General features: G+C 39.9%; 29 protein-coding genes. 19 read left to right on the top strand and 10 right to left on the bottom strand.

Annotated elements, in window-relative coordinates; genetic code table 11:
• The first annotated feature begins 4 nt into the window (after positions 1–4).
• Genes lepB through D7Z94_RS26045 form a run of 3 tightly spaced genes read left to right on the top strand, consistent with a single transcriptional unit; the run spans position 5 to position 2,729 of the window.
• Entirely contained in the window at positions 5–1,702 is a 1,698-nt protein-coding gene (gene lepB, locus D7Z94_RS24105; protein WP_120714214.1) for a signal peptidase I, read from the top strand.
• A gap of 60 nt (positions 1,703–1,762) precedes the next feature.
• Positions 1,763–2,413: a WbqC family protein gene (locus tag D7Z94_RS24100; RefSeq protein WP_120714213.1), complete on the top strand. Its 651-nt coding sequence runs from the start codon at positions 1,763–1,765 to the stop codon at positions 2,411–2,413.
• The gene (locus D7Z94_RS26045; protein ID WP_120714212.1) at positions 2,406–2,729 is read left to right on the top strand and encodes a DUF6122 family protein; all 324 of its coding nucleotides are present in this window, start codon (positions 2,406–2,408) and stop codon (positions 2,727–2,729) included. Before D7Z94_RS24100 ends, D7Z94_RS26045 begins: the two co-directional genes overlap by 8 nt.
• Here D7Z94_RS26045 and D7Z94_RS24090 read toward each other — a convergent pair.
• The 7 genes from D7Z94_RS24090 to D7Z94_RS24060 all read right to left on the bottom strand — a co-directional run bounded on the left by D7Z94_RS24090 (position 2,703) and on the right by D7Z94_RS24060 (position 8,904).
• Entirely contained in the window at positions 2,703–3,737 is a 1,035-nt protein-coding gene (locus D7Z94_RS24090) for an endonuclease/exonuclease/phosphatase family protein (protein ID WP_120714211.1), read from the bottom strand. The two genes, D7Z94_RS26045 and D7Z94_RS24090, sit on opposite strands and share 27 nt — an antisense overlap.
• A gap of 1 nt (position 3,738) precedes the next feature.
• Positions 3,739–4,614 carry a rhomboid family intramembrane serine protease gene (locus tag D7Z94_RS24085; RefSeq protein WP_120714210.1) on the bottom strand — a complete coding sequence of 292 codons (876 nt, stop codon included), beginning with the start codon at positions 4,612–4,614 and terminating at the stop codon, positions 3,739–3,741.
• 2 nt (positions 4,615–4,616) lie between these two features.
• On the bottom strand, positions 4,617–5,360 hold the full coding sequence (locus D7Z94_RS24080) for a rhomboid family intramembrane serine protease (protein WP_120714209.1): 744 nt from the start codon (positions 5,358–5,360) through the stop codon (positions 4,617–4,619).
• Positions 5,361–7,220, bottom strand: a complete 1,860-nt coding sequence (gene mutL / locus D7Z94_RS24075; protein WP_120714208.1) for a DNA mismatch repair endonuclease MutL — start codon at positions 7,218–7,220, stop codon at positions 5,361–5,363.
• Positions 7,220–7,519 (bottom strand): riboflavin synthase subunit beta, encoded by a 300-nt coding sequence (locus D7Z94_RS24070; RefSeq protein ID WP_211341853.1) that lies wholly within the window; start codon positions 7,517–7,519, stop codon positions 7,220–7,222. The genes mutL and D7Z94_RS24070 overlap by 1 nt, the downstream gene beginning before the upstream one ends.
• 132 nt (positions 7,520–7,651) lie before the next feature.
• Positions 7,652–8,137 carry a 6,7-dimethyl-8-ribityllumazine synthase gene (gene ribH, locus D7Z94_RS24065; protein WP_120714207.1) on the bottom strand — a complete coding sequence of 162 codons (486 nt, stop codon included), beginning with the start codon at positions 8,135–8,137 and terminating at the stop codon, positions 7,652–7,654.
• Positions 8,137–8,904 (bottom strand): tetratricopeptide repeat protein, encoded by a 768-nt coding sequence (locus D7Z94_RS24060; RefSeq protein WP_120714206.1) that lies wholly within the window; start codon positions 8,902–8,904, stop codon positions 8,137–8,139. Before D7Z94_RS24060 ends, ribH begins: the two co-directional genes overlap by 1 nt.
• Positions 8,905–9,032: 128 nt before the next feature.
• Between D7Z94_RS24060 and recF the strand changes: the two genes are divergently transcribed.
• The 3 genes from recF to D7Z94_RS24045 are packed head-to-tail and all read left to right on the top strand — an operon-like array spanning position 9,033 to position 10,829.
• Positions 9,033–10,127 (top strand): DNA replication/repair protein RecF, encoded by a 1,095-nt coding sequence (recF, locus tag D7Z94_RS24055; RefSeq protein WP_120714205.1) that lies wholly within the window; start codon positions 9,033–9,035, stop codon positions 10,125–10,127.
• On the top strand, positions 10,114–10,533 hold the full coding sequence (locus D7Z94_RS24050) for a hypothetical protein (RefSeq protein ID WP_120714204.1): 420 nt from the start codon (positions 10,114–10,116) through the stop codon (positions 10,531–10,533). The genes recF and D7Z94_RS24050 overlap by 14 nt, the downstream gene beginning before the upstream one ends.
• Positions 10,533–10,829, top strand: a complete 297-nt coding sequence (locus D7Z94_RS24045; protein WP_120714203.1) for a DUF721 domain-containing protein — start codon at positions 10,533–10,535, stop codon at positions 10,827–10,829. Before D7Z94_RS24050 ends, D7Z94_RS24045 begins: the two co-directional genes overlap by 1 nt.
• A gap of 41 nt (positions 10,830–10,870) precedes the next feature.
• On the opposite strand, the gene D7Z94_RS24040 is transcribed toward D7Z94_RS24045, so the two are convergent.
• Positions 10,871–11,290 (bottom strand): nucleoside-diphosphate kinase, encoded by a 420-nt coding sequence (locus D7Z94_RS24040; RefSeq protein WP_120714202.1) that lies wholly within the window; start codon positions 11,288–11,290, stop codon positions 10,871–10,873.
• A gap of 107 nt (positions 11,291–11,397) precedes the next feature.
• On the opposite strand from D7Z94_RS24040, the gene D7Z94_RS24035 reads away from it, so the two are divergent.
• From D7Z94_RS24035 to D7Z94_RS24025, 3 genes are all read left to right on the top strand, one after another.
• On the top strand, positions 11,398–12,414 hold the full coding sequence (locus D7Z94_RS24035; RefSeq protein WP_120714201.1) for a DHH family phosphoesterase: 1,017 nt from the start codon (positions 11,398–11,400) through the stop codon (positions 12,412–12,414).
• A complete protein-coding gene (gldI, locus tag D7Z94_RS24030) occupies positions 12,411–12,959 on the top strand; it encodes a gliding motility-associated peptidyl-prolyl isomerase GldI (protein WP_120714200.1) in 549 nt (182 codons plus the stop codon). The genes D7Z94_RS24035 and gldI overlap by 4 nt, the downstream gene beginning before the upstream one ends.
• Positions 12,960–13,161: 202 nt before the next feature.
• The gene (locus D7Z94_RS24025) at positions 13,162–14,274 is read left to right on the top strand and encodes a peptidylprolyl isomerase (protein ID WP_120714199.1); all 1,113 of its coding nucleotides are present in this window, start codon (positions 13,162–13,164) and stop codon (positions 14,272–14,274) included.
• Between the two features lie 70 nt (positions 14,275–14,344).
• Here the strand turns inward: D7Z94_RS24025 and D7Z94_RS24020 are convergent, their stop codons facing one another.
• A complete protein-coding gene (locus D7Z94_RS24020; RefSeq protein ID WP_120714198.1) occupies positions 14,345–14,815 on the bottom strand; it encodes a CBS domain-containing protein in 471 nt (156 codons plus the stop codon).
• Positions 14,816–14,921: 106 nt separating this feature from the next.
• The gene (locus D7Z94_RS24015; RefSeq protein ID WP_120714197.1) at positions 14,922–16,385 is read right to left on the bottom strand and encodes an aminoacyl-histidine dipeptidase; all 1,464 of its coding nucleotides are present in this window, start codon (positions 16,383–16,385) and stop codon (positions 14,922–14,924) included.
• Between the two features lie 63 nt (positions 16,386–16,448).
• Between D7Z94_RS24015 and D7Z94_RS24010 the strand changes: the two genes are divergently transcribed.
• From D7Z94_RS24010 to D7Z94_RS23965, 10 genes are all read left to right on the top strand, one after another.
• Positions 16,449–17,516, top strand: a complete 1,068-nt coding sequence (locus tag D7Z94_RS24010; protein WP_120714196.1) for a DUF3810 domain-containing protein — start codon at positions 16,449–16,451, stop codon at positions 17,514–17,516.
• Positions 17,517–17,834: 318 nt separating this feature from the next.
• A complete protein-coding gene (locus D7Z94_RS24005) occupies positions 17,835–18,524 on the top strand; it encodes a toxin-antitoxin system YwqK family antitoxin (RefSeq protein WP_120714195.1) in 690 nt (229 codons plus the stop codon).
• A 9-nt stretch (positions 18,525–18,533) separates the two neighbouring features.
• Positions 18,534–19,766, top strand: a complete 1,233-nt coding sequence (locus tag D7Z94_RS24000; protein WP_147415990.1) for a hypothetical protein — start codon at positions 18,534–18,536, stop codon at positions 19,764–19,766.
• On the top strand, positions 19,744–20,115 hold the full coding sequence (locus D7Z94_RS23995; RefSeq protein ID WP_120714193.1) for a hypothetical protein: 372 nt from the start codon (positions 19,744–19,746) through the stop codon (positions 20,113–20,115). The genes D7Z94_RS24000 and D7Z94_RS23995 overlap by 23 nt, the downstream gene beginning before the upstream one ends.
• Positions 20,099–20,578, top strand: coding sequence for a PulJ/GspJ family protein (locus D7Z94_RS23990; protein ID WP_120714192.1), 480 nt, complete (start codon positions 20,099–20,101; stop codon positions 20,576–20,578). The genes D7Z94_RS23995 and D7Z94_RS23990 overlap by 17 nt, the downstream gene beginning before the upstream one ends.
• On the top strand, positions 20,568–21,707 hold the full coding sequence (locus D7Z94_RS23985) for a type II secretion system F family protein (protein ID WP_120714191.1): 1,140 nt from the start codon (positions 20,568–20,570) through the stop codon (positions 21,705–21,707). Before D7Z94_RS23990 ends, D7Z94_RS23985 begins: the two co-directional genes overlap by 11 nt.
• A gap of 44 nt (positions 21,708–21,751) precedes the next feature.
• Positions 21,752–22,192: a type IV pilin protein gene (locus D7Z94_RS23980; RefSeq protein WP_245967296.1), complete on the top strand. Its 441-nt coding sequence runs from the start codon at positions 21,752–21,754 to the stop codon at positions 22,190–22,192.
• Positions 22,193–22,196: 4 nt separating this feature from the next.
• Positions 22,197–22,682 carry a hypothetical protein gene (locus D7Z94_RS23975; protein ID WP_120714189.1) on the top strand — a complete coding sequence of 162 codons (486 nt, stop codon included), beginning with the start codon at positions 22,197–22,199 and terminating at the stop codon, positions 22,680–22,682.
• Positions 22,683–22,693: 11 nt separating this feature from the next.
• On the top strand, positions 22,694–24,112 hold the full coding sequence (locus D7Z94_RS23970) for a GspE/PulE family protein (RefSeq protein ID WP_120714188.1): 1,419 nt from the start codon (positions 22,694–22,696) through the stop codon (positions 24,110–24,112).
• Positions 24,112–26,037, top strand: a complete 1,926-nt coding sequence (locus D7Z94_RS23965) for a type II secretion system protein GspD (RefSeq protein ID WP_120714187.1) — start codon at positions 24,112–24,114, stop codon at positions 26,035–26,037. Before D7Z94_RS23970 ends, D7Z94_RS23965 begins: the two co-directional genes overlap by 1 nt.
• Position 26,038: the final 1 nt, after the last annotated feature.

The following is a 26,038-nucleotide window of genomic DNA, read 5'->3' as shown; positions in this document are numbered from 1 at the left end:
TTCTATGAACGGATCACAATGGATTATTTTTATTCTTCTTATACAGATAATACATTTCCTGGGCACTTGGAAACTGTACGTGAAGGCAGGTAGAAAAGCTTGGGAAGCGGCCATTCCCATATATAATGCCATAATCTTGATGCAAATCATTAACCGGCCTAAGTGGTGGGTCATTTTATTGTTCATTCCCATAATCAATTTGTTGATGTTTCCTGTCATCTGGGTCGAGACCATACGAAGTTTTGGAAGAAATAATCTCTTGGAGACCTGGCTGGTCATCCTTACTCTTGGGTTTTATATTTACTACGTTAATTATGCCTTGGATGTTCAATATGTGGATGACCGTAGTCTTCATCCCAAAACCGGACTGGGCGAATGGGTAAGTTCCATTGTTTTTGCCATCGTAGCCGCTACAGTGGTACATACCTATTTTATTCAACCTTATGTGATTCCAACGGGGTCTTTGGAAAGAACCTTGCGTGTTGGGGATTTTTTGTTCGTTAGTAAATACCATTACGGTGCTAGAACACCTATGACAACGGTTGCAGCCCCTATGGTTCACGATACACTTCCATTGATTGGCACCCGTTCCTATTTGAACAAGCCCCAACTTCCTTATTTTAGATTGCCCGGCTTTACAAAAGTAAAACGCAATGATATTGTAGTGTTCAGCTGGCCCGCGGATACGGTCAGGGTTTTCTTTAAAAAGGAAAAAGGAGTTAAAAAGCCCATTGATAAAAAATCAAATTACGTAAAACGATGTGTTGGAATTCCTGGTGATTCCTTGGCCGTAATAGATGGCTTTGTTTATATTAATGGGAAGCAACTTCAACTTTCCGATCGGGCCAAACCCCAATACGATTATATGGCCTATGGCCAAAAAGGCGTTTCCTCCAGATTGCTCATGGAATTGGGAGTGAACGAATTTAATAGGTTGTATGTCTCCCAGACTTTGACCCAAGTTCAGAAAAGGGCCTTACAATTGGCGGGACATAGGGTCTATGAATCCCAGCCTATTCAAATTTTAACGGATAATAAAGGCATTGATCCCAATCTCATAAGACAACAGCGGTTGGCCTTAAAGGAAATTGCGGATAGACAACGGATTGTAACCTTGACGGATGAAATGGCTACCAAGTTAAGAGACAATTCTGCAATTGATTCCGTTGTAAAAGTCATTGAACCTAAAGGAAGACAGGGAATAAATTTATTTCCCCAAAATCCGGAATATCCATGGAATTATGATAATATGGGGGCTATTTACATTCCAGAAAAGGGCAGTACTGTACCTTTGAATTTAAAGAGTTTACCCCTTTACAAAAAAATTATTCGGGACTACGAACAAAATACCATAGAAGTCTCCGGGAATCAGATAAAAATTAATGGTGAAGTGGCCGATACCTATACCTTTAAACAGGACTATTATTGGATGATGGGGGACAATAGGGACCATTCAGAGGATAGTAGGGCCTGGGGCTATGTACCTGAGGACCACATTGTGGGGACGCCGATTTTTATATGGATGAGTATCGAGAATTTTACCGATGGCCTTGGTAACTGGGAAATACGCTGGGACAGGGTCTTCACTACGGTACATGGAGAAGGGGAGCCAAAATCCTATTTCAAATGGTTTTTGATAGCCTTAGCGGCCTGGTTCGTTTTTGATTTTATTCGAAAAAGAAAAAAGAAAGGCACAGCTTAAATCATTAATGGTCGGTTGATGGTTTATTTCATTTTGCCGATCCGTTTTAATCAATTCCTAATGCAGACCCTGCTCCACCCTACTTACTTTCCAAATATAGCAGCTTTTGCGATTATAATTGGGGATAAGGTTATCTGGGAGATAGAAGATAATTATCAAAAACAGACCTACCGTAATCGTTGCTATATTTCTACCGATCAGGGAAAACACATGCTTACAATCCCCATAAAACATGTAGGCGGCAAAGAGGGTCGACAAAAATATAAGGAGGTTCGATTGGATAATTCATATTCATGGCAGCGACAACATTGGCGTACATTACAAACAGCTTATAGAACCTCGCCATTTTTTGAGTACTACGAAGATGATATTGCCCCGTTGTTTGAAAAGGAACATCTTTTTTTACTGGATTTCAATCTTAAGACCATTGAAACTATTTGTGATTGTCTTCAAATAAAAATGTCTTCAAAAAAGACCTTCACTTATCAAAAAAGTATGGAAATGTTAAGACAAGGACCCAAAACCGTCGACGCCCGTTTCTTGGTCAATACCAAAAAGGAAATCCAGTTGGTTCAGGAAACATATACTCAGGTTTTTGGAAATCGTCATGGATTTATCAAAAATTTAAGTGTGTTGGATCTCTTGTTCAACGAAGGTCCCCATACTACTTCTTTCTTGAAAAATCAGAATTTGGATTTCATCTATGCTTAGGTTTGCGTTACATTACGGAATACATTTTTTGGTTCCCGTAGCCGTGGGCCTACTTTTTTTTAAGAGTAAAAAATGGTATATAATTCTAATACTTTGGGCGGGAATTCTTTTGGATATTGATCATTTATGGGCCGATCCTATTTTTGATTCAAATCGATGCAGTATCAATTTCCATCCTTTGCATAGCTATTGGGCAATTGCGGTCTATTTTGCGTTGTTGTTTTTTAAAAGGGTTAGAATTTTCGGAATAGCAGCTTTGATACATATGCTAGCGGATGCCACAGATTGTTTATTCCTCGCCCTTCAGTCGGAATGAAGCCATTATAGGTTCATGATCTGAAAGTTGCACATCGTAGTTTTTATGCGCAGTCACTTCAAAACTTGGATCCACCAGGATAAAATCAATTCGAAAGGGTAGAAATCTTAAATTATATGTACTTCCCAATCCCATACCCTTTTCCTGAAAGGTATCTTTAAAATCACCCTTTAATGTGCTGTATATGCGTGAAAATTGGGTGTTGTTGAAATCGCCTAAAACAATCTTTTTATGTTCAGTGCCTTTAAAATGGTCGGCTAACCTCCTGGCCTGATCTCCTTGTTTAGCAAGTGCTCTGCCCAATCTTTTATAGAGCCGTTGCGGCTCTTCCCTTTTAAAGGAACCTAGACGAAAACTTAAAGACTGTAAATGAACGTTATAAACACGTAATGTATCCGAGGAAATTACTATATCGGCATAAATAGCGTTGTTCCGGCTTCCTGGAAAATTCAATGACCCTTTTGAAATTATCGGATATTTGGAATAAATAGCCTGGTTCACATGCTTTTCCTCTTCCAAAGAATGGAAATTAACATAGCTATAGGGATACTTATCCAAGGCATCAACTTTCAGATGGCCAAACTCCTGAAAATTGATGATGTCGGCATCCTGCTCCGAAAGAAAATCTAAGATTTCATTGCCGAATACCGAATCTCTTCCCCATTTTAATCCATTAAAACCATGAACATTATAGGTTAAAATACTAATGTCTTGGGTGTCAATGATAGTATTCGAATTAAATAATTTTATAAATGCCCCGAACATAAAATACCCTGGAAGAAGGATAACGGTAGATAAAAGAAATGCCCATTTCTTAAGAATTAACCAGTAGACCAAAAACAGTATGTTGGCACCTACCAGAAATGGGACCAATAGATTTAAAAACGACACGAGGGAAAGTCTCCCCAAAAGTCCATAGAAATCAAGATAAACAAGCAACAGGGCGAGCGCAAAGATTGCATTAAAAACAAAAATCGCTTTATTAAAGAGAGATAAGCGCTTGATCAAACTAATCTTCTTTACCGGCTTTGAACAAAAAATCCTTCTCTGCCTTGGAAAGGCTTTCGTATCCCGACTTACTTATTTTATCCAAAATAGCATCTATTTTACGCTGATGCGCTTCCTTGCCATATTCCTTTTTTGATTTTTCCTTCGCTTTGGTTTTACGATACACCGTTTTTAAGGGGGCTTTTTTCTCCTTTTTCTTAAAAAGATTGGCCATACCGTCCATGAATTTTGAAAAACCTTCTCCAATATCCCTACCGTTTAGCAATTGCCTTGCATATACATAACCCAGCAATGCTCCTCCCAAGTGTGCCAAATGTCCTCCCGCATTACCGGTGTAGGGCATTTGTACTAGATCCATCACCACTACAAAAACGCCGATGTACCAAAGCTTGATATTGAAAAAAATAAGCCGAACTTCTTGATTTGGTATGTAGGCACAAATAAAGATCAACACCGCACGCACCCCGGCCGAAGCACCTATGAGTACTGCATTTACGCCAAAGAAAGCCGGAAAAAGGTTATAGCTCAACAGAAAAAATAAACCGCCCAAAATTACACCGAGCAAATAGACATTCAAGAAGCGCTTTCCATCAAAAAGATTCAGGAATATACGGCCAGCAAAGTATAGCACCAACATATTCCAAAAGATATGTCCTAATCCTCCATGAAAAAAGGAATAGGTTATTATGGACCAAGGTTGGGAAAGAAAATCAAAAAAGTCTTTGGGAAGTTGAAACCATTGTACAATGCTATTCTTTTGTAGACCAAGCAAAAATGGAAACAACCCGTTTATAATAAATACAACAACATTGAAGGCAATAAGCTTCTCGGCAATATTGAGCCTTGCATATTGATATTTTAGATTTCCCCCATTCATATTTAATCCCAGCGATTTTTGTTAAACTGGTTTTTTTTCCAGTACCACATCATAATAAATCCGAATAAAGCCCCACCGATATGGGCAAAATGCGCTATTCCCTGGCCAAAAATAGAAACCCCTGTAACTCCTGAAAAAAGATCCATTGCAATCAACACCGGAATAAAGAATTTTGCCTTGATAGGAATGGGCAAGAATATGATAAAAAGTTCACTATTGGGATAGGACATACCAAAGGCCACCAAAACACCATAAATAGCACCGGAGGCACCGACAGCTGGAGTATTATAGGCTGAAAGGAAGTTGTCTATGGTACTTTTTGAAGCCAAATTATACCAATCCGGGCTATATTTCCCTTCAGAAACAATATCGATAATCTGGCTTTTTGAAATACCTGAATTAACGATGGCGTCAATTCCTTCATTGAAGTAATAATAGTTAACTCCCGTATGTATCAATGCGGCACCCAACCCGGCCGAAAAATAAAAAAATAAAAATTTATTACGGCCCCACATCCGTTCCAAAGGCGTCCCAAAGGCCCACAAAGCATACATATTAAAAGCAATATGCATAAAACCGCCATGCATGAACATATGTGAGACAACTTGCCAAAACCCAAAATTTTCATTTTTAGGGAACCATAAAGAAAACCATTGATACATCTGGTCCCCGTAAATAGTTGTCGCAACAAAAAATAAAATATTTATTATAAGCAAATGCTTAATAGCCTCGGTCAATCTTCCCATCTATATGAATTTTTTTTCGATATCCTGTTCGGTAAGCATAATATATATTGGTCTATTAAACGGACTTACCCTAGATTCCTTACAGGCGAACAAATCATTGACCAAAGCCAATTGGGAGTCGCAGTCCAAAATCTCACCGGTTTTAACCGCCAATGACCTGGCCAAGGTTTTTGATAATATATCGGCCTGTGAAAAGCTCTCACCAATAATCTCCTGTCTGTAATCCGAAATCAATTGATCTAAGACCATCCCTACCTCATTCTCAGGAATTAAAGTCGGTACTCCCGTTATTTTTAAGGATTCGTCATCCAAAGTTTCAAAGATAAAACCAATATGAGTGAGATCAGTTCTTATTTCATCCAGAATTGCCCTATCCGATTTTGTGAAAGAAAGGGTCAATGGAAACAAAAGTTGCTGACTTACGGATTGCTTTACCGTAGTGCTTTTAAGCAGTTTTTCATATAGCACACGTTGATGCGCCCTATTCTGATCAATAACCACCATTCCGGATTTAATGGAAGTAACTATATATTTTCGTCGAAGTTGAAACGTAGTGGCAACGGAATGCCCTACCTCTACTTTACCTTCAAAAACCGAACCCGTAATGGTATCCGATTCCAAATGTACGCTACTAAAACTTGAATTGTCTCTCATGGGTTGATCCAATCCTATATACATACTCTCCCATTCACCTTGCGTTTTTCGTGCTGAAATATTTCCACGAGTTGCTGAGGCTGGTTTTCTTGGAGTGTCCAAAAATGGATTAAATCCCGCATCTACGGTAACTTGTGGTTGTTTCGCCTCCTTGTTTTTGTACGTATAAGGAGTATCCAAATTTTGATCGTGGTCAAAATCCAATGCAGGAATAATGTTGAATTGCCCAAGGCTATGCTTTATGGTAGATCTTAAAATCGCATACAAAGTGTGTTCATCGTCAAACTTAACCTCGGTCTTGGTAGGATGGATGTTTATATCAATAGAAGAAGGATCTACTTCCAAATACAAAAAGTATCCAGGATAGGTGTCCGTTTTAATGAGTCCTTCAAAAGCCGAGACAACGGCATGATGTAGGTAAGGGCTCTTGATAAATCTATGGTTTACGAAAAAAAACTGCTCGCCCCTACTCTTTTTTGCAAACTCCGGCTTATGTATAAATCCCTGAATTTTTATAACGTTGGTTTCCTCCTCAACAGGTACCAATTTTGCATTGGCCCTGGTCCCAAAAATATGAACGATTCGCCGGCGATACGTACTCTTTGGCAAATTGAAGAGTTCGCTTCCATTATTGTAAAAATGAAACGTTATAGCCGGATGCGCTAGGGCAACTCTGTGAAACTCGTCCATAATATGCCGAAGCTCCACTTGATTTGACTTCAAAAAATTACGGCGTGCGGGAATATTAAAAAATAAGTTTTTTACGGACAATGAAGTGCCTTTTGGCGTTACGCAGACTTCTTGGGATACCACTTCGCTTCCTTCAATCCTCAACCGGGTACCCACTTCTTCCCCTGCGGAACGGGTCTGCATTTCCACATGGGCTATTGCAGCTATCGAGGCCAAGGCCTCCCCGCGGAAGCCCTTGGTATGTAAATTGAAAAGGTCCTCCGCCTTTTTAATTTTAGATGTGGCATGCCGTTCAAAACTCAAACGTGCATCGGTAGTGCTCATGCCCATACCATCGTCTACGACCTGGACAAGGCTTTTGCCCCCATCTTTCACAATAAGCTTTATGCTATTGGATTGGGCATCTATGGCATTCTCCAAAAGTTCCTTTACCACGGAAGCAGGACGCTGTACAACTTCACCTGCGGCAATCTGGTTGGCCACATGGTCGGGCAATAGTTTAATGATATCCGCCATTATCGCCCAAAGAATATAGAAAGATCAAAATCTATGATGTAAAGAAAAATAAGGACTAAAACGGCAATGATAACGGCCATTCGGGTTTTGATATGGCGATCACCAGATCTTTGCATATCCTCCTTCACGCTGCGAAATTTACCTTTTAAGCCTCTGGGTGTATTAACTGTAGTGCGGTATTTGTCAAAACGATTTTCTAATTTAAATGGACTCCCCTCCCCCTTATCATTATAGTAACGGGGTTGGTAACCGAACTCCTTGTTCTTACGTAATTTCGTGAATTTGCCTATAAAACCCATGATTTTCAAAGTTACTTAAAATCAAAAAATATGCCGTAAAGGGATTCCCAAAATTTGTTAACAGCCTTATTTAAAGGCAGGAAGTTGAAAAAGGAATTTAAAATCAGAAAGTTATGGGTTTCCCAAGGAGATTTAGCTATTTCCCAAGGTCGCCATTTTTATTGCAGCTATGGCGGCTTCAACACCTTTATTGCCATGCTTACCGCCACTACGTGCCCTGGCCTGTTGCATGGTATCATCCGTAAGTACGCAGAAAATAACGGGTACCGATAATTGTAAGTTAAGATCCTTTATGCCCTGGGCAGCGGCACTACAAACAAAATCAAAATGCATGGTCTCGCCCCTAATTACGCTGCCAATGGCAATAATGGCATCCACCTGCATTTCATTGGCCATTTTTTTACAGCCAAAAATCAATTCAAAACTACCAGGAACGTTCCATCTTACTATCTTTTCTGGCAGTGCACCACAGTCCAACAAAGCCTCTTTTGACCCGTTAAAAAGTCCTTCGGTAATCTCGGAATTCCATTCGGAAACAACCATGCCAAACCTGAGTTTCTTGGCATTCGGGATGGTTTCCTTTTTATAAACGGATAAGTTCTTATTTGCCGTGGCCATTACTTTCCACTTTTGGCCATTCCAATAAATGCATCAATGGATTTTGCCTCATCGGAATCCGGAAATTCGTTTTTTATGCGCTCAAAATACTGGAGCGCCTTTTCATTCCGGCCCAACTCCATGGCCGTAACACCGGACTTGAACAAAAATTTTGGTGTAGTGTAACCATTCGTACTATGGGTCAGTGCCTTTTCATAATATCCCAATGCTTCTGCAGGCTGTCCCAATTGCATAAACGCATCCCCTAGACCACCTTTGGCCAGTGCACCCAAAATATCATCATCCGACTTAAATTCTTCCAAATGATCAATAGCCTCTTGGTATTTTTGAGTGTTCAAATAGGCCATGCCAGCCGAATAATTGGCTAAATTGGCCGCCTTGGTTCCCGGATATTCATCTACAATATCCAAAAAACCATATTTCCCCTCCGCACCGTTCAATGCCAAATTATACAAGGAATCCTTTGCGGTTTCACTATTTAAGGCTTGATCAAAGTATTGTTGTGGATAATACATTTCATTTGCGGCATTGGCCTCCTTAGGCTTTTGTACAAACTGGGTATATGCCAGATAGCCCAAAACCCCTACTGCAATGACCCCAATAATACCCAAAATATAATTCTGGTTCTTGGAGACCCACGCCTCGGTTCTGGAAGCACCTTGATCCAAGGTACTAAAAACCTCGGCCGTAGTACTTTCCTGGGTATCGAGTTGTTTCTCTTCCTCCTTGTTTTTGGGTTTGAAACCCCGCCTCTTATATGTAGCCATCCCTCATTTTAATTGGTCGCGCAAAAATAAAGTTTTTATTGAAATCCTAGGGGGTATTTATTCGTTAATTTTCGATATTTTGCAGGTTCCCTAATGTTCGGGGCCAAAAATATCCACGAGTTTTCCCTATGTTTTTGAAAAAGTTATCACTTATCAACTATAAAAACTTTGAATCCCGGAATTTCGAGTTCGATACCAAAATCAACTGTTTTGTTGGTAGCAATGGAGTTGGAAAGACCAATATTCTGGATGCAATTTACCATCTTTCTTTTGGGAAAAGCTATTTCAATCCCATAACCACACAGAACATAAGGCATAATGAGGATTTTTTTGTCATTGATGGTGAATTTGAAAAAAATCAAAGAGCGGAAAAAATTGTCTGTAGTTTTAAGAGAGGGACCAAAAAAATCATAAAGCGCAACGGCAAAATCTATGACCGTCTATCCGATCATATTGGTTTATTGCCCTTGGTGATTATATCTCCAGCGGACAGGGACCTCATACTCGAGGGCAGTGATACGCGCAGGAAATTTATGGATGGGGTCATCTCCCAATCCGATAAGGAATACCTTCAGCAACTTATAAAATACAATAAGGTTTTGCTCCAGCGCAATTCGTTGTTAAAATATTTTACCGTGAATCAGACCTTTGATCTCGGTACGCTTCAGGTTTACAATGAGCAATTGCATGCCCTGGGAACCGGGATTTTTGAAAAAAGACAGGCTTTTATGGAGGTGTTCATCCCTATATTCCAAGAGCAGTACAAAGAGATTTCAGGAGGGATGGAAACGGTGAACCTCACATATGAAAGCAAATTACATGGAAATAGCCTATTAGAACTTCTGGAGCATAATTTGGAACGAGATAGGATGTTGCAGTATACAAGCATGGGCGTTCATAAAGATGACCTCGGTTTTAAAATTGCTGAATACCCGGTCAAGAAATTTGGGAGCCAGGGGCAGCAAAAGTCATTTTTGATCGCCTTAAAGTTCGCCCAGTTTCATTTTATAAAGGAGCAGGCTAAAACAACACCGATTTTGCTATTGGACGATATTTTTGACAAATTGGATGAAACTCGGGTAGCCCATATCGTAGCTTTGGTAGATAATGAAAATTTTGGGCAGATTTTCATTAGTGATACCCATGCCGAACGTACGGAAGAAGTTGTTAAAAATATACATCAGACCTATAAAATCTTTAAATTGAAGGATGAGGATAGTTAGTGTTCTAACATTTGTTTATTTGATCATTGGATGTTCCGATACGTTGTCCAAAGAAGATTTAAACCAACTAAATGGCTACTGGGAAATTGCGAAAGTTTCCTTTCACGATGGAAACACAAAGGAGTATAAAGTAAGTACCAGTATCGATTTCATTAAAATTGATAGTTTAAAAGGCTATCGCAAAAAGGTACAGCCCAAATTTGACGGTACTTTTGATACCTCCAACGATGCCGAATTTTTTCTAATCAAAGAACAAAACGGGGAATTTATCTTTCATTACAAAAATAATCTGAGTGAATGGAAGGAAGCAATTCTTAAAATTTCGAGGGACAACTTTTCGGTATCCAACGAAGCGGGCATAACGTATGAGTATAAGCGGTTTAATCCGATTAATGTGAAAAAGTAATGGCGAAAAGAAAAAACACAGGTCTCCCAATAGGCGAAGCGTTGAAAGAGTTCATTAAGGAAAATCGTCTTGAAAAGGGGATGGACCGGGTAAATGCCAGGGAGGCCTGGAAGAATGTAATGGGCAAGGGCGTAAACAATTATACGAACGCTATTGAACTGCGAAATGAAACACTTTTTGTATCGCTATCGTCTTCCGTACTCCGAGAGGAATTGAGTCTTGGAAAATCAAAGATTATAGTAATGCTGAATGAAGAACTGGGAAAAGAAATTATAAAAAAATTAGTATTAAGGTAGAGGCCCGGTTTCTATAGTTCGGCCAGTAGTGGGATTCTAACTTAGTATATTTCCCTTCCCGAGAAATGAAATGCACTTTCCATTGCCGCATTTTCATCGCTATCCGAACCGTGGACCGCATTCTCTGCAATGTCCGTAGCATATAATTTACGAATAGTGCCCTCTGCAGCCTCAGCCGGGTTTGTTGCCCCTATAAGTGCCCTAAAATCCTCGACCGCATTTTCCTTCTCCAATATGGCCGAAACAATAGGACCACGGGTCATGAAGTTTACCAACTCCCCAAAAAAAGGCCGTTCCTTATGAATGGCATAAAATTCTTGGGCGTCCCGTCTGCTCAGTTGTGTATATTTCATGGCCACAATCTTAAAACCAGCGGAGGTAATCTTTTCAAGTATTGCGCCGATATGGCCATTTTCCACCGCATCCGGTTTTAGCATTGTAAAGGTTCTATTCGAAATCATTTGTAAAATTTTGCGCAAAAATACGTTTTTCCCACCAACCTACAACTTTTTAGGTTTTCATTACCATACAAGTGGGGTTTCATCAATATTATCATATCTTTGCGCGCATGAATTCAGAGGATATAAATGCCATCAAGAAATTGCTGTCCGTACCTCAAAAAATCGTTATCGTTCCCCACAAAAACCCAGATGGCGATGCTATAGGATCTACCTTGGCCCTATGGCATTATCTACAAAACAAAGGGCAACAGGCCACCGTAATCTCCCCCAACGATTATCCGAAATTTTTAAAATGGATGCCGGGCAACGAATATATCCTTAACTATGAAAAAGAAAATCGCCAGGCCAAAAGGAAATTAAACGAAGCCTCCATAATCTTTACCTTGGATTTTAACCATTTGGGAAGGGTAGGTCAATTGGAAGAGCCTCTGGAAAACTCCAATGCGGAGTTCATCATGATAGATCATCATCAAGAACCATCGGATTATGCAAATATTACCTATTCTGATGTTACTATGAGCTCTACCTGTGAAATGGTGTATAATTTTATAGAGTCCTTAGGGGACACCTCTGATATTACAACTGAAATCGCCAACTGTTTATATACAGGCATCATGACGGACACCGGATCTTTTGCATTCCCACCTACCACAAGCCGGACCCATAGAATTGTTGCCAACCTCATTGATAAGGGCGCCGAGAATAGTAAAATACACAATGAAGTCTTTAATACAAATACACCGAGTAGGCTTCATTTGTTGGGTTGTGCACTTAAAAATTTGGTCATCCTTGAGGAATTCAATACCGTATATATAACATTGAGCCAAGAGGAATTGGATAGTAACGACTTTAAAAAAGGGGATACGGAAGGTTTTGTCAATTATGGATTGACATTGAATGAAATTGTATTCGCCGTTATTTTCATTGAGAATAAGGAAGAAGGTATCATTAAGATTTCATTTCGTTCCGAGGGCGACTTTTTAGTGAACGAATTTGCCAGCAGTCATTTTAGCGGTGGAGGGCACAACAATGCGGCTGGAGGAAGAAGTAATCTTTCCATGCAGGATACGGTTTCTCGTTTCAAATCCCTGCTCAAAAACTATAAGAACAAACTCAATCCATGAAGTACTTGTGGTTTATATTAATGGCGTTCTCTATCTTGGGTTGTGGAGGTCCCGAACCCCGAAGACCTGTTCAAGCCAAAACGGGCAGTTTCTTTAAGGAGTCCATTGAACGCAGTAAGGAACTTTTGGCGGCCGAAGAAAAATTAATAGCCGACATTATCGCCAAGGATAGCTTTCATGATTATAATCAGAGTGCCAGTGGTTCATGGTATTTTTATGAAGCATTAAATGAAAATACCCCGTACAAACCACAACCGGACGATTTGGTGACCATAACCTATAATGTTCTAAGTTTAACCAATGATACCATTTATTCGGCAGAGGAAATTGGCGTGGTAGAATACAAAGTGGATAAACAGGAGCTTTTTCCAGGACTCCGAAACAGTGTAAAATTACTAAAGGAAAAAGAAACAGCGACTTTTCTATTTCCCTCCTCCCTGGCCTATGGTTATCACGGCGACAATAACAAGATAGGGGTCAACGTGCCCTTAAAATCCACCCTATCCATACTAAAAATTGAAAGACAGAAAGATAGCTTGGAATAAAAAATGAAGCAAAAATTAGAAATATGAAAGAAGAAGTGCAAAGTTTTAAGTATATAATTACAAGTACCGATTACGGAACACTGACAACAAACAACTGATTACTGATTACTGATTACTGATTACTGATTACTGATTACTGATTACTGATTACTGATTACTGATTACTGATTACTGATTACTGAAAACAACCAAAATCTGAAAAATGAAAAAAGTCAATTTTTTATTAACCTTGGCCTTACTTCTCGCAAGTTGCAAAAGTCAATACGCCGATTTGGGCGATGGTATTTTTGCCGATATCAAGACCAACAAGGGTGATATCATTGTGGAACTGGAGTATGAGAAAACACCGGTGACCGTTGCTAATTTTGTCTCCTTGGCCGAAGGCACCAGTCCTTTTGTAAGTGATTCGTTCAAAGGAAAAAAATACTATGACGGGGTTATCTTTCACAGGGTCATTAAGGATTTTATGATTCAAGGTGGAGATCCTACAGGTCTAGGCAGCGGTAGTCCCGGATATAAATTCAAGAACGAAATCCATGATTCCCTGAGCCATTATAAAGCCGGAATTCTTTCCATGGCCAATGCGGGGCCCGGTACCAATGGTAGCCAGTTTTTCATCACCCATAAGGAAACTCCTTTTTTGGATGGGAGGCATACCGTGTTCGGCGAGGTAGCTGTTGGAATGGACGTGGTAGATTCCATTGCCAATGTTAAGACCGCTACGGCCCCACAAAAAGACAAACCCGTTGAGGACGTAGTTATGAAAACCATAGAGATTATCCGAAACGGTAGGGATGCCAAAGGTTTTGATGCCGTACAGGTAATGACAGATTATTTTGAGGAGGAGGAAGCAAAAATTGCGGCATTTGAAAAGATGAAAACCGATTTTGCAACGGAATTGGCTACGCAAAGGGAACAAGCCAAGGAATTACCTTCCGGTCTTAAGATTATGATTCTAAAAGAAGGTCAGGGCGAAAAACCCAAGATAGGACAGAAAGTAAATGTTTTCTACGCAGGCTTTCTGCAAAATGGCGACCTTTTCGATAGCAATTATGAAGACGTTGCCGTAAAGTTCAATAAGTTCGATCAACAAAGAAAACTAGGTAGGGGATATGATGCCATACCTATGGACTATAGCCCTGAAGCAAGATTGATTCCAGGGTTTAAAGAAGGTTTAATGACCATGAAGGTTGGGGACAAGATACGTGTGTTCATACCTCCACATTTAGGCTATGGAGCCGCTGGAGCTGGAAGTGTAATTCCCCCTAACGCCTATTTGGTTTTTGATCTGGAGATTACGGGAATAGTACAGTAATTTCCAATAGCAATATTGAACAGTTGAAAGTGCCTCAATGCGCAGGTACTTTCAGCTAACTGCTAAAGACTTATTGCTTACCCCAGTTTTGTGATTTCAACCTTACGGTAGCCTTCAAAATATCCTTTTGGGAAATCTGGCCTACCAATTTACCATCTTGGACAATGGGAAACCGTCTCCTTTTCTCATTCAAGAACTTCTGGGTCGCGTCAAAAATATTCATATTTCCATCTATGGTCTTCACTCCTTTGACCATACTGTGCTCTACTTTGTTCTTTTCCAAAGGCATATTGTAATATCGGCTTTCGCTAATGTGCTTTATACAATCGCCTTCGGAGATAATGCCGACCAGTTCGTCCTTTTCATTAATAACGGGACCTCCAGATATTCGGTTCTTTATCAGGGCATCAATAACTTCCTCGACCGACTGTTCCGGTCTAAAGGTTATCAACTTTCGTGTCATGTAATCACTGACCTTTAATGGAACGTTCTCCTCCGATTTCTGATGTTTTCTGGCACCCTGAAAGCTCTTGATTCCCATGATATTCGTTTTTAGGATTTACCTAAAGTTACTGAATTTCAATGAATTAATCAACAAATGATCAAGGTGGTTCTAGACCTAAATTCTCAGAAAAAGGACGTTGATGTTATTTTTTGGGAATATCCTTCAATATTTCCTTTGTGAAGTTCCAAAATTTTTCAACGGACAAAACGCTTACACGTTCATCTGGTGAATGAGCTCCCTTTATTGTAGGTCCATAACTTATCATATCCATCTCCGGATAGTTCCGTCCAAGGATACCACATTCCAATCCGGCATGGCAGGCCACTACCCTAGGCTCTTCATTGAAGAGGTTTTTGTAGTTTTTAACCAATACCTTTAAAATTTCAGAATTCGGATTGGGCTGCCAACCAGGATAATTACCTTTAAAATCAACCTTGCATCCCGCAAGTTCAAAAGTAGCCTTAAGCATATGGGCCAGATCCATTTTGGCAGAATCTATCGAGGACCGGGTAAGACACCCGATAAGAATACGTCCTTTTTTCACTTCCACCTTGGCAATGTTGTTGGAGGTCTCCGTTAATCCTTCAAATGTTGGGTTCATAGCGTATACCCCGTTAAGAGCGGCATACATTCCCTTCAAAAGCTTTTCCTGCGCCCCCAGTCCCAGGACCTTTTTAGGTGGGGTCTTTAGTTTTTTTAGCTCTATTTGTAAATTTGGTTCTGTAATTTGGAACTCCTGTATAATATCCCGTTTTAGTTCCTTAAATGTGATTTCCAAATCTTTGGCCTGTGACTTGCCCACGACCACTTTTGCAAAACTTTCCCTTGGAATCGCATTCCGAAGCCCTCCACCATCTATCTCCGAAATACGTATATGATATTGCTCCGAACAATGGTAGAGCAATCGATTCATGATCTTGTTGGCGTTTCCAAGACCCTTATGTATGTCCATTCCACTGTGGCCTCCCAGTAGGCCATTTACCTCAATTCTGTAGGCTACGACTCCCCTTGGAATCGGTTTTTCGTTGTACTCCCTTGTTGCGGTTACATCGATACCTCCTGCACAACCAATATCAATTTCATCGTCGTCCTCCGTATCCAAATTCAATAATATTTCACCTTGGAGAACATCGCCTTCCAAGGCCATGGCTCCTGTCATCCCGGTTTCCTCATCAATGGTAAAAAGGGCTTCCAGGCGCGGGTGGGGAATATTCGTACTTTCCATTAAAGCCATTATGGTGGCTACTCCAATACCGTTATCTGCGCCTAGGGTAGTACCTTTTGCCCGAACCCAATCCTTATCTACAAACATTTGAATGCCTTGCCTATCAAAATCAAAATCGACGTCTGCATTTTTTTGATGGACCATATCCAAATGGGACTGTAAGGTCACAGTTTTTCGGTTCTCCATTCCCTTTGTAGCCGGTTTCCGAATGATTACATTGCCTACCGCATCCTTAAAGGTTTCCAGTCCCAGGGAATTTCCAAAATTCATCATAAACTGTATGACTCTTTCTTCTTTTTTGGAAGGTCGGGGCACCGCATTCAAATCGGCAAAATTGTTCCAAATGGAAAGGGGCTCCAATTCTTGTATCGCTTCGCTCATGGGGTAAAACTGTTTAGCCCTCAAAAGTACGGATAGAAAAAGGAATTCGCTACTTTTGGAATGATGAAGAATAGGTTAAAAAATGGTATTGCCATTGCTTTGATTCCCCAAATCATTTTGGTAAAGGCATTGGGCGCTTATCCTGAGTTCATAGAAACCTATTACAGCGAAGGCCTCTATCCCCGGATTTCCAAATTCTTTCGATGGATGTTTGGTTGGGTTCCTTTCTCGGTCGGGGATCTTCTCTATTTTTTATTGATTTTTTTTGCTATTCGTTATCTCATCGTCTACCGAAAACATATTAAAAAACATTTAAAGCTTTTTTTCCGTGACGTGATTATGGTGCTTTCCACGGCCTATTTTACCTTTCATCTACTATGGGGATTCAACTATTACCGGCAACCCATATCCGAGAAGCTTGGTCTACCGGAATCCCATACTCAAAAAGAGCTTGTTTCTCTAGTAGAAAAGCTTACTGTCCAGACCAATGCATTACAATTGGCGATCACCAAGGACTCAACACAACGGGTAGATATTCCGTATACTAAGCGAGAGATTTTTGATAAAACGATTCATGGATACCAAAAATTGGGAAAATCCCTACCTTTTTTGATCTATGGCAGGCCAAGCATCAAAGCCTCTTTATTCAGTACGGGATTGACCTATATGGGCTACGGTGGCTACCTTAATCCATTTACGAACGAAGGTCAGGTAAATGGTAGATTGCCTAATTTTAGGTTTCCCGTGGTGGCCGGACATGAAATAGGCCATCAGATCGGGTACTCTGCCGAGAACGAGACCAATTTTATTGGGTATTTGGTTACGGCATCCAATGATGACCCGTATTTTCAATATTCCGCTTCGGCCTATGCCCTAGGTTATTGTCTATCCGAACTAAAAAGAAGGGACGAAGCCATTTTTGAAAAGTTTTATGCACAATTGCATCCGGGTGTTCAAAGAAATTTTCGAGAAATGGCTGAATTTTGGCAACAATTTGAGAATCCATTGGAACCCATTTTTAAATCCATTTTCGATTCCTTCCTAAAGGCGAATAGTCAAGTAGAAGGTATTAAAAGTTATAATGCCGTGGTTGCGTTGCTGGTCAATTATCATAAGGAAAATCCACTTTAGACACTAAAATTTCAAGTATTTTCCAACGACCCTAGTTAAAAGAAATCGGCATTTCAAGGTCTATTCAAAAATAGGAAAACTGCTACCCTATCACTCCGTTTAATACCGTAATTCCAAAAGAAAGATAAAGTATCGGGGTTAGGGGAAAAAGCCTAAGGATCTCTCATACCCTTTTTTGTCTAGATCTCTTTAAAATTTGGATTTTCAACTTTTGAAGTAAATTGAATATTAGGCATCTAAAAAGAGAATTGCAAAAAAGATTCTGGTATTACTTTTATTTTTTGCTACATTAGCATTCAATCCCTCGAAACCACTCTTATGAAATTTTATTTTCACACACTTGTTGTGGCGTTTTTTTTGCTATATCCGAATAAAAACCCACAACGCAAAATAATCTCCGACAGCGAATTCAGTTACACATTTTATGTTTCCCCCAAGGAAACCAATGTTAAAAATTCAAGACACTACTATTGGTACAAGTCGGGTGAAATTCATTCTTCCCAAGGGGGCAGTTCGGGAAATTTGTTGCATGGCGAATTTACCAAGAGCTATAAGAACAATAATCTTGCTGAAAAAGGAAGCTTCAAAAACGGGCTTAAAAACAGTATCTGGAAAAGATGGTTTAAAAATGGGCAACTTTATGAAATAGCCTATTGGAAGAATGGTTTGCGTTCAGGAGATTACGTGCAATTTTCAGAAAATGGCCAAGTTTCCATAGAAGGCCGCTATAAGAATAACAGGAAACATGGTATTTGGATCAATGTACCAACGCGGGACACCTTACACTATAAAAAGGGCACAAAACTAGAGAGTCCAAAAAAGACCTTGGTAAAAAGGGTTGGGGGATTTTTTAAGGACGTATTCAGTAAAAAAGAAAAAGATAGCCTACAAAACAATCAAGTACCAACACAGAAAAAATCCAAGCCCCCAAAACCGAAAAAAAAGAAAGCCCTAAAGGGTAAAAAGGACAAGACACAAGAGCAAGGAAAGGTAAAGGAACAACTGTAATTCATAGATATGGTACAGGCTGGGTCTTTGTTATATGCGGTATACGTGTGCTTGTTAATTTCTGTCTTGAGCACTGCGCTCATTTTCATTTTCAATTGTAATCTAGAGATTTCTACGCGACAAGCAGTTCAATCCGATCTTATCGATCTCTGTGATTCCTGCATTGACCTCTATCTTTCGGATTCCGAAAACTTTGTCGATTTCAACTCCGAAAAACTAAGTCCTTTTGATAATGGTCTTGTTTGTAAATTTTCCAAAAAAAAATGGGGTTCCTATATCAAATTAACGGTAAAGGCTTTCTTTAAGAAAGATACCATTCAAAAAAGTGCATTTGTTGGACCCCGGGGAGACAAGGATATGCAGGCACTTGTTGTATGCGACTGGGACAAACCGCTCAAGGTATCTGGTTTCACCACTATTAAAGGAAATATGAAAATCCCCGCAACGGGATACAAAACCGTAAATATCCTCGGAAACAACCAATTGAACAAACCCATTCTTATAGGGAATATTACCAAGTCTTCCCAATCGCTTCCCGAAATTTCAATACCGATTCTAGAAGCTATGGAGACGGCAGGTACAAAGACAAGCCTTTCCAAAATTGACAAAGGGTCTCCCGTTTATAAGGGTTTTGGCAAAAGACCTTTAATCATTGAACTTGAAAAAGGCGAACAACTGAATAGTTTGTCGTTCAAAGGAAACATTGTCATTAAATCTGTCGATACACTGTACATCAATAGTTCAACGAAGATAGAAGATGTTATCGTTCAAGCTCCTAAAATAGTCATAGGAAACGGTTTTGAGGGTCGTGCCCAGTTCTTTGCGGCAAACGAAATTTTTGTAGAAGAGGATGTGCTGTTGGCATATCCATCCGGTCTAGTCGTAACATCGGGCAATAGCTTATCTGAAAAAAAAATCACCTTGTCAAAGGATAGCAAGGTCTACGGAGGAATTGTAATACATGGCGCTACGCTCGATGAAAAGGAAAACAACAAGATGATTGTCTACGAAAATGCGTTGGTCATGGGAACACTTTACTGCAACGGTAAATTGCAGTTGGAAGGCAATGTAATGGGAACCGTTTATGCCCATAAACTTCAACTGGAAACCAAAAGCGGCACGTATGACGATGTCTTGCTCAATGTTAAGATCGATGCCTTAAATGTACCTAAGGGATTTATACATCTACCTCTTTTCAAACAACAGGAAAAAAATACCTATGGAATCATTAAGACGCTATAAGAAAGGATACCTAGTGGCTAGTTCATTGATTGAATCGGTCATAGCCATTGCTATAATTACCACTTGCCTGTTGGTTGCACTACAGCTGTATATCACAGTTTTAGAGGGCCGCCCGACCACAAACGATCATCGACTTAAATTCCAAGTAGACCAATTGGTTTCGGAAATGAAGTTAGATCCCAGTTTTGATTCGGAAATCCATGATTTTCAAACCTACACCATACGAAAATCCGTAACCGCCCATGATGACCGGGGATCCTTAAAAAGGGTAAGCTATTCCATACAAGGGCAATCGGACACGATTACTTATCACTATTTAATATTAAAAGAGGATGAAAACCGACCTTAAAGCATTCACCATCTTGGAAGTATTGATGAACATCGTGATTATGTCGATCATCATTGGTATGGTGTACTTTGTCTATTCCTCATTTTCCAAACAGATTTCTTTCTATCGAATGGATGTTGAGGAAGAAAACGCACTAAACAGTTTTTACCTGCGCTTAAAAACCGATTTTTTCCAGACCGATAAAATCATAGGTTCCACCAAGTCTTTTGAAGCCATAATGTATGATAACACCAAAATCTTTTATAAAGTTGAAAAGGGCTACCTATATCGAATACAGAATGGTAATCGGGATAGCCTAAAAATCAAAAAATTGGATGTTTCCTCCAAACCACATCCCGGGATCCAAGAAAAATTAATAGAAAAAGTGCGGCTCACGACTATACTTTTTGATACGCCCCTAGAGTTAACGTTCGCCAAGGGATATCCAAACGTAATAGAATATAAGATGGATTATGGGAATTGATATCAGCAAAATAAATGCCAAGGTAGAGGTAGAAAAACCTTCAAATACTTTTTCATTTGATGTTCTCAACAAGGAATTTAGTTGGTCCAAAAAAATTGGGGCCAAACAACGGCAGGCATTGTACAAAGACTTCTATACCTTGCTTAATGCGGGAGTGGACTTTAGCAGTGCATTGGACATTTTGGCCAATCAGCAAAAAAAGAAAACCATTAAGGCATTGATTCTAGAAATCAAGGCCCAAATTATCAACGGGCGAAGTTTCCACGAAGCATTGCAGGAGACGGGACATTTTTCCGCCTATGAGTATTTCAGTATAAAAATTGGCGAAGAGACCAAAAAGCTTCCTTTGGTCCTAATCGAACTGCACAAATATTTCAATAGGCAATTAAAGCTTCGTAAGCAGATTATTTCGGCCATTACATATCCCGTTTTTGTCCTGACACTAACGGTGGGTGTCCTCTATTTTATGCTTACCTATGTAGTACCCATGTTCAAATCGGTTTTTAATCAGTTTGATGCCGAATTACCCAAATTGACCGAATATATCATCGCTCTATCCGAAAAATTCCCTACCATCTTTTTGGCGTTCATTGGAATGGTCTTGCTATTTGCCGCCATTTTTAAAGTTTATGGAAAAAATAAAACGTTTCGCTCTTACAAATCCAAGGTCCTTTTAAGAATACCCTACTTCGGGAAACTGGCAAAACTAATTTTCCTGGCCAGATTCTGCCAATTTTTGGATTTATTGCTCACCTCCAAAACCCCGCTCACCGATTCCCTGGACATGGTAAAAAAAATCATAGGCTTTTATCCAATCGAAAGTTCTATCGAGCCTATTAGAAAAGATATTGTCAAAGGGTCTTCTTTTTCACAGGCTATGTCCAAACATCCTATTTACGGGTACAAATTGATCTCTATGGTAGAGGTGGCCGAAAATATCAACGAGTTGGATACCATGTTTTCAAGGTTGGCCAACGAATATGACGAGGAAGTAGAGCATAGGACTAAAATGATCGGAGTGGTTTTGGAACCCATAATAATCATTTTTATCGGACTGATTGTCGGGGTAATCATGGTAGCCATGTACGCCCCCATGTTCGATTTAAGTAAAATTATCAACGGAGGATAAACCTCACAGGAAATAGTATAGTTATTAAACCAAAAATAATCATCATGAGTCAAAAGATGAGGAATTTTCGACCTATAAATAGGAAAGGCAGGTATTATGCCAAAGCCTATTCCATGACAGAAATCTTGATTGTATTATGCATCATCGGAATTTTATTGCTGATGGTACTGCCGAGTCAGACCTCTGTTATTTCACAGGCCAAATCCATTGAGGCCCAAAGCATGCTCAACCATCTTTATGGATTACAAAAAAATCATTTTTACCGCTATTCTCGATATTCGGCCGATTTTGAGGAAATAGGTTTCGAGCCCGCACCTACCATAAATGAAGGAGGGCAAGCAGTCTACAAAATTGAGATTATTGAGGCCTCTACAAATTCGTTCAGGGCCACGGCCACCTCGTTATCCGATTTCGATGACGATGGCAGTTTTAATACCTGGGAAATTGACAATAAAAAGTCATTGAGGGAAACCGTAAAAGACTAGATGGATGGAGGTTTTTCTAGAAGGGGTTCTTTTTGTCTTGCTACTTCTTGTTTTTTTTCAAGACATGAAGTACAGGGCCATACATATGGCCTTGCCCTTGGCTATAGCTCTAATAGGGATGGTTCTCTTTTTCATAAAAAACTATCCCGCATTGGTTCTATGGCATACGTTTTTGTTCCTGGTACTAACCTGCTCGGGGCTCTACATATACCTCTCGTTCAAAGCAAAAAAACTTGTAAATCCTTTCATATCCATTGGAGAAGGGGATTTTCTTCTTTTTTTTGCGGTGATACCCTGTTTTTCCACTTCCAATTATATCCTGTTTTTTATCACGGGAATGCTTTTTTCAATATTCGCATTCTTGGTAATCAGGGCAATTACCAAAACAAATCTGGTGCCTTTGGCAGGGCTTTTGGCCTTATATATGGTATTGTTAAAGTGTATTGCCCATATCACCGATCTCGATTTTTTTGAAACCAACCTTGTTTGACAAACCCATTGATGATATCAGAAATAGCATTGACCGTTGAAGAACAGCAAGTGATCAATTCAGATCTTGCCCATAATTATGGGATTATCCCTAAAGAAATGGATGAATCCGCTATTGATTTTTTTGTAGACCGGTCAAAGTTATTCGATACGCTATCCGATGAATTGGAATTGATTCTTGGCAAAAAGGTGAAACTATACCCTACACCGCCAGAAACCATTGCCAAGGCCTTATCACAATTCTACAGAAGGGCAAGGGATTCCTCTGCTGATACTGAAGCCAATCAAAATTTTGAGATTTCTTCCCAAGACTTTTTACAGGACCTCATTTTTGAAGCAAAAGCCATAGGAAGTAGTGATATTCATTTTGAAGTCTTTAAGTCCGATGCCCGCATACGCTATAGAATAGATGGAAAGCTTATTGAAAAATACAAGATTGAGAAGGAGAATTATTTGGAGCTGGTAAATAAGGTGAAAATAAAATCAAATCTTGATATCACGGAAAAAAGATTGCCCCAGGACGGTAGAATCAACTATGATGATTTTGATATACGAGTATCCATTCTGCCCATACTACATGGTGAAAAAATCGTAATGCGCATCTTGGGAAGGGACACGGACCACTTAAGTATTGATAAGCTTGGAATGACCGCTATGGAGAAAAAGTTATATCTGCAAGCACTTAAAGCGTCCAAGGGAATCATTTTAATCAGTGGGCCCACCGGTTCCGGCAAAACAACCACCCTGTATTCCAGTCTAAAACTATTGAACGATATCAAAACGAATATTGTTACCGTTGAGGATCCCATCGAATACACCTTAAAGGGTATCAATCAGGTTCAGCTTCGGGAGGATATCGGATTAACGTTTACCAGTGCCCTTAGAACTTTTCTAAGACAAGACCCGGATATTATAATGCTTGGTGAAATTAGGGACGGCACTACTGCGGAAATGGCAATCCGAGCCAGTCTAACTGGCCATTTGGTACTGTCCACGATCCATACCAATTCCGCCTTGGGAACTATATCAAGGCTTGTAGATATGGGGATTCCTTCATTTTTAATTGCCGAAACCTTAAAGATATCCGTGGCCCAACGGCTGGTACGCCAACTTTGCAATACTTGCAAGCTATCTCACGAAACGATAGAAGAGGAATATTATAACGACGCTTTCAAACATATTTCAAGACATTGGAGTCCTAAGGGTTGTGAAAAGTGCTACTATACCGGATATAGTGGCCGTACCGCCATTTATGAGGTAATCCCAATAGATTTGGCACTTTCGCTGGAAATCAAGAAAAACTCCTCTTCCCTGGAGTCGTTCGTATCCAAAAATAATATTTCAAGACTTGCCGATAAGGCCCTACAGTTGGTAGAAAACGGAACAACTTCAATAGAAGAGGTGTATTCCATTATAATTGAAACCCAATAATGAAAAAAAAGCTAGGCATAATCTGCATGTTGTTTGTGGGCTTTGCGTTCCCCCAGAACCAGACCCAAACATTGGAAGAATTATTCGATGAAATAGCCAAAGAACGACCAGGGCTCGAAGAGCTAACGGAATTGGATGTCTCGGGACTGACCCTATTTGAAATCATCACTTCCTTGGCCGAGGAACATCGATTGAACGTAAGTGCCGATCCAGGCCTTTCGGAAATGGTAGTGAGCAATTTCTTCGATGTAAAGGTAAAGGACGTCTATGTTTTTCTTGCCAAAAAACACAATCTCGATGTTGGGTACATGAACGAGATCATCACTTTCAAAAAGCAGGAAGTAGTAAAAGAGGTTCCCAAGGAAAAACCAAAAAAGCCAATCGACATAGCTTTTAATCAAGCCAATGACTTTTTATCGGTAAAGCTAAAAAATGATTCCTTGCCTTTGGTCGCGGAACGCATTACTGAACTGTCCAATAGAAATATCGTTTTGGCACCGGAAGTGAAAACCATGAAAGTATCGGCCTATATCATCAATAGACCATTTGACCAAGTAATGGAGATGATTGCCCGATCCAATCAATTGGTTGCTTCGGTAGATGAAAATGGCTTTTACTTCTTATCAAAGGATTTGGAAGCGAATTCCGTATCCGATCAGGGACAAAGAACCTTATCAAGCCGTCGAGGATCTTCCAGAACTAGCCAAACTACCAATTTTTCTGCCGGTGAACTACAAATAGACTTGAATGAACAAGGCTTTTTAACCATAAGGGCCCATGAAATTGATGTAACCACTATAATCTCCAGGGCCTCGGATTTACTTCATATCAATTACTTTCTATATGACAAACCCGATGAGGTGATTGCCACCTTTTATTCGGACAGTATCGATTTTGATAGCCTATTAGACCATGTTTTTAAAGGATCAAGATATACCTCTAAAAAATTGGAAGATCTGTACCTCATCGGGCTTCAAACGACCGAGGGGCTTAGAGAAACGGAATTGATACAGTTGGAGAACCGGACTATTGAAACGGTGTTGAATACCCTTCCCAAAGCGTACGTGCAAGATGTGGAGATGCAAGAATTTGTAGAGCTTAACGGAATTTTGGTATCGGGGTCAAAACCTATTTTGGAGGAATTGAAACTGGTAATCCGACAATTGGACAAGGTAGTACCCCTGGTACAAATTGAAGTACTCATTGTTCAATATCAAAAAGGATACGATATTCAAACAGGCATACAGGGTATATTGAACGAACAAGGGAAGGATGTAAAGACCGAGGGCGTACTGTTTCCCACGGTCGATGCAACGGTAAATTCCACATCGCTCAACAAACTCATCGATGCCTTTAACGGTCTGGGTATCATCAATATCGGGAAGGTAGCCGAAAATTTTTATGCCAATCTTAGTGCGCTGGAAAATAACTCGATCATTCAGCTTAAATCCACCCCTAAGATCGCAACGCTAAGCGGTCATAAAGCCAACGTATCCATTGGAGAGACCAATTATTATTTTGAACAGACCAATCGACTGATCAACTCTGGCATTAATGATAACATCCTGCAATCCGGTCAATGGAAACCTACCGAGGCCAACCTTAGTGTAGATATTCTACCTTATGTCTCCAAGGACGAACATATTACCTTAAACATTGTCGTAGAAAAAAGTGCCTTTTTGGGGAGGGCCGGGGAAAATGCTCCTCCCGGGAAATCGACCCAAAAGTTCGAATCCCTCATCCGGGTAAAGAACAATGAAATGATTTTGTTGGGGGGGCTGGATGAACTGGAAAAAGAAAATTCGGGAACGGGAACCCCTTTCTTATCAAGAATCCCTGTAATCAAATGGTTTTTCAGCAGTAAACGAAGAGCGAAGGAAAAATCAAAACTACATGTATTCATTAAACCAACCCTAGTGTATTAAT

The sequence above is a fragment of the Ulvibacterium marinum genome (assembly GCF_003626755.1).
Taxonomy (GTDB): Bacteria; Bacteroidota; Bacteroidia; order Flavobacteriales; family Flavobacteriaceae; genus Ulvibacterium; species Ulvibacterium marinum.
Note: the sequence above shows the minus strand (reverse complement) of the source record. Positions and strands in the feature narration are given on the sequence as shown.

Coding starts and splice junctions, on each gene's coding strand:
- recF (WP_120714205.1), top strand. CDS start 9,033: ATGTTTTTGAAAAAGTTATCACTTATCAACTATAAAAACTTTGAATCC.
- D7Z94_RS23995 (WP_120714193.1), top strand. CDS start 19,744: ATGGAATCATTAAGACGCTATAAGAAAGGATACCTAGTGGCTAGTTCA.
- D7Z94_RS24060 (WP_120714206.1), bottom strand. CDS start 8,904: ATGGCTACATATAAGAGGCGGGGTTTCAAACCCAAAAACAAGGAGGAA.
- D7Z94_RS24010 (WP_120714196.1), top strand. CDS start 16,449: ATGAAGAATAGGTTAAAAAATGGTATTGCCATTGCTTTGATTCCCCAA.
- D7Z94_RS24035 (WP_120714201.1), top strand. CDS start 11,398: ATGAATTCAGAGGATATAAATGCCATCAAGAAATTGCTGTCCGTACCT.
- D7Z94_RS24000 (WP_147415990.1), top strand. CDS start 18,534: ATGGTACAGGCTGGGTCTTTGTTATATGCGGTATACGTGTGCTTGTTA.
- D7Z94_RS26045 (WP_120714212.1), top strand. CDS start 2,406: ATGCTTAGGTTTGCGTTACATTACGGAATACATTTTTTGGTTCCCGTA.
- D7Z94_RS23975 (WP_120714189.1), top strand. CDS start 22,197: ATGGAGGTTTTTCTAGAAGGGGTTCTTTTTGTCTTGCTACTTCTTGTT.
- D7Z94_RS23965 (WP_120714187.1), top strand. CDS start 24,112: ATGAAAAAAAAGCTAGGCATAATCTGCATGTTGTTTGTGGGCTTTGCG.
- D7Z94_RS24070 (WP_211341853.1), bottom strand. CDS start 7,519: ATGGGTTTTATAGGCAAATTCACGAAATTACGTAAGAACAAGGAGTTC.
- lepB (WP_120714214.1), top strand. CDS start 5: ATGAACGGATCACAATGGATTATTTTTATTCTTCTTATACAGATAATA.
- D7Z94_RS24040 (WP_120714202.1), bottom strand. CDS start 11,290: ATGATTTCGAATAGAACCTTTACAATGCTAAAACCGGATGCGGTGGAA.
- ribH (WP_120714207.1), bottom strand. CDS start 8,137: ATGGCCACGGCAAATAAGAACTTATCCGTTTATAAAAAGGAAACCATC.
- D7Z94_RS24100 (WP_120714213.1), top strand. CDS start 1,763: ATGCAGACCCTGCTCCACCCTACTTACTTTCCAAATATAGCAGCTTTT.
- D7Z94_RS23980 (WP_245967296.1), top strand. CDS start 21,752: ATGAGTCAAAAGATGAGGAATTTTCGACCTATAAATAGGAAAGGCAGG.
- gldI (WP_120714200.1), top strand. CDS start 12,411: ATGAAGTACTTGTGGTTTATATTAATGGCGTTCTCTATCTTGGGTTGT.
- D7Z94_RS24020 (WP_120714198.1), bottom strand. CDS start 14,815: ATGGGAATCAAGAGCTTTCAGGGTGCCAGAAAACATCAGAAATCGGAG.
- D7Z94_RS24085 (WP_120714210.1), bottom strand. CDS start 4,614: ATGAATGGGGGAAATCTAAAATATCAATATGCAAGGCTCAATATTGCC.
- D7Z94_RS24015 (WP_120714197.1), bottom strand. CDS start 16,385: ATGAGCGAAGCGATACAAGAATTGGAGCCCCTTTCCATTTGGAACAAT.
- D7Z94_RS23970 (WP_120714188.1), top strand. CDS start 22,694: ATGATATCAGAAATAGCATTGACCGTTGAAGAACAGCAAGTGATCAAT.
- D7Z94_RS23990 (WP_120714192.1), top strand. CDS start 20,099: ATGAAAACCGACCTTAAAGCATTCACCATCTTGGAAGTATTGATGAAC.
- D7Z94_RS24050 (WP_120714204.1), top strand. CDS start 10,114: ATGAGGATAGTTAGTGTTCTAACATTTGTTTATTTGATCATTGGATGT.
- D7Z94_RS24080 (WP_120714209.1), bottom strand. CDS start 5,360: ATGGGAAGATTGACCGAGGCTATTAAGCATTTGCTTATAATAAATATT.
- D7Z94_RS24025 (WP_120714199.1), top strand. CDS start 13,162: ATGAAAAAAGTCAATTTTTTATTAACCTTGGCCTTACTTCTCGCAAGT.
- D7Z94_RS23985 (WP_120714191.1), top strand. CDS start 20,568: ATGGGAATTGATATCAGCAAAATAAATGCCAAGGTAGAGGTAGAAAAA.
- D7Z94_RS24045 (WP_120714203.1), top strand. CDS start 10,533: ATGGCGAAAAGAAAAAACACAGGTCTCCCAATAGGCGAAGCGTTGAAA.
- mutL (WP_120714208.1), bottom strand. CDS start 7,220: ATGGCGGATATCATTAAACTATTGCCCGACCATGTGGCCAACCAGATT.
- D7Z94_RS24005 (WP_120714195.1), top strand. CDS start 17,835: ATGAAATTTTATTTTCACACACTTGTTGTGGCGTTTTTTTTGCTATAT.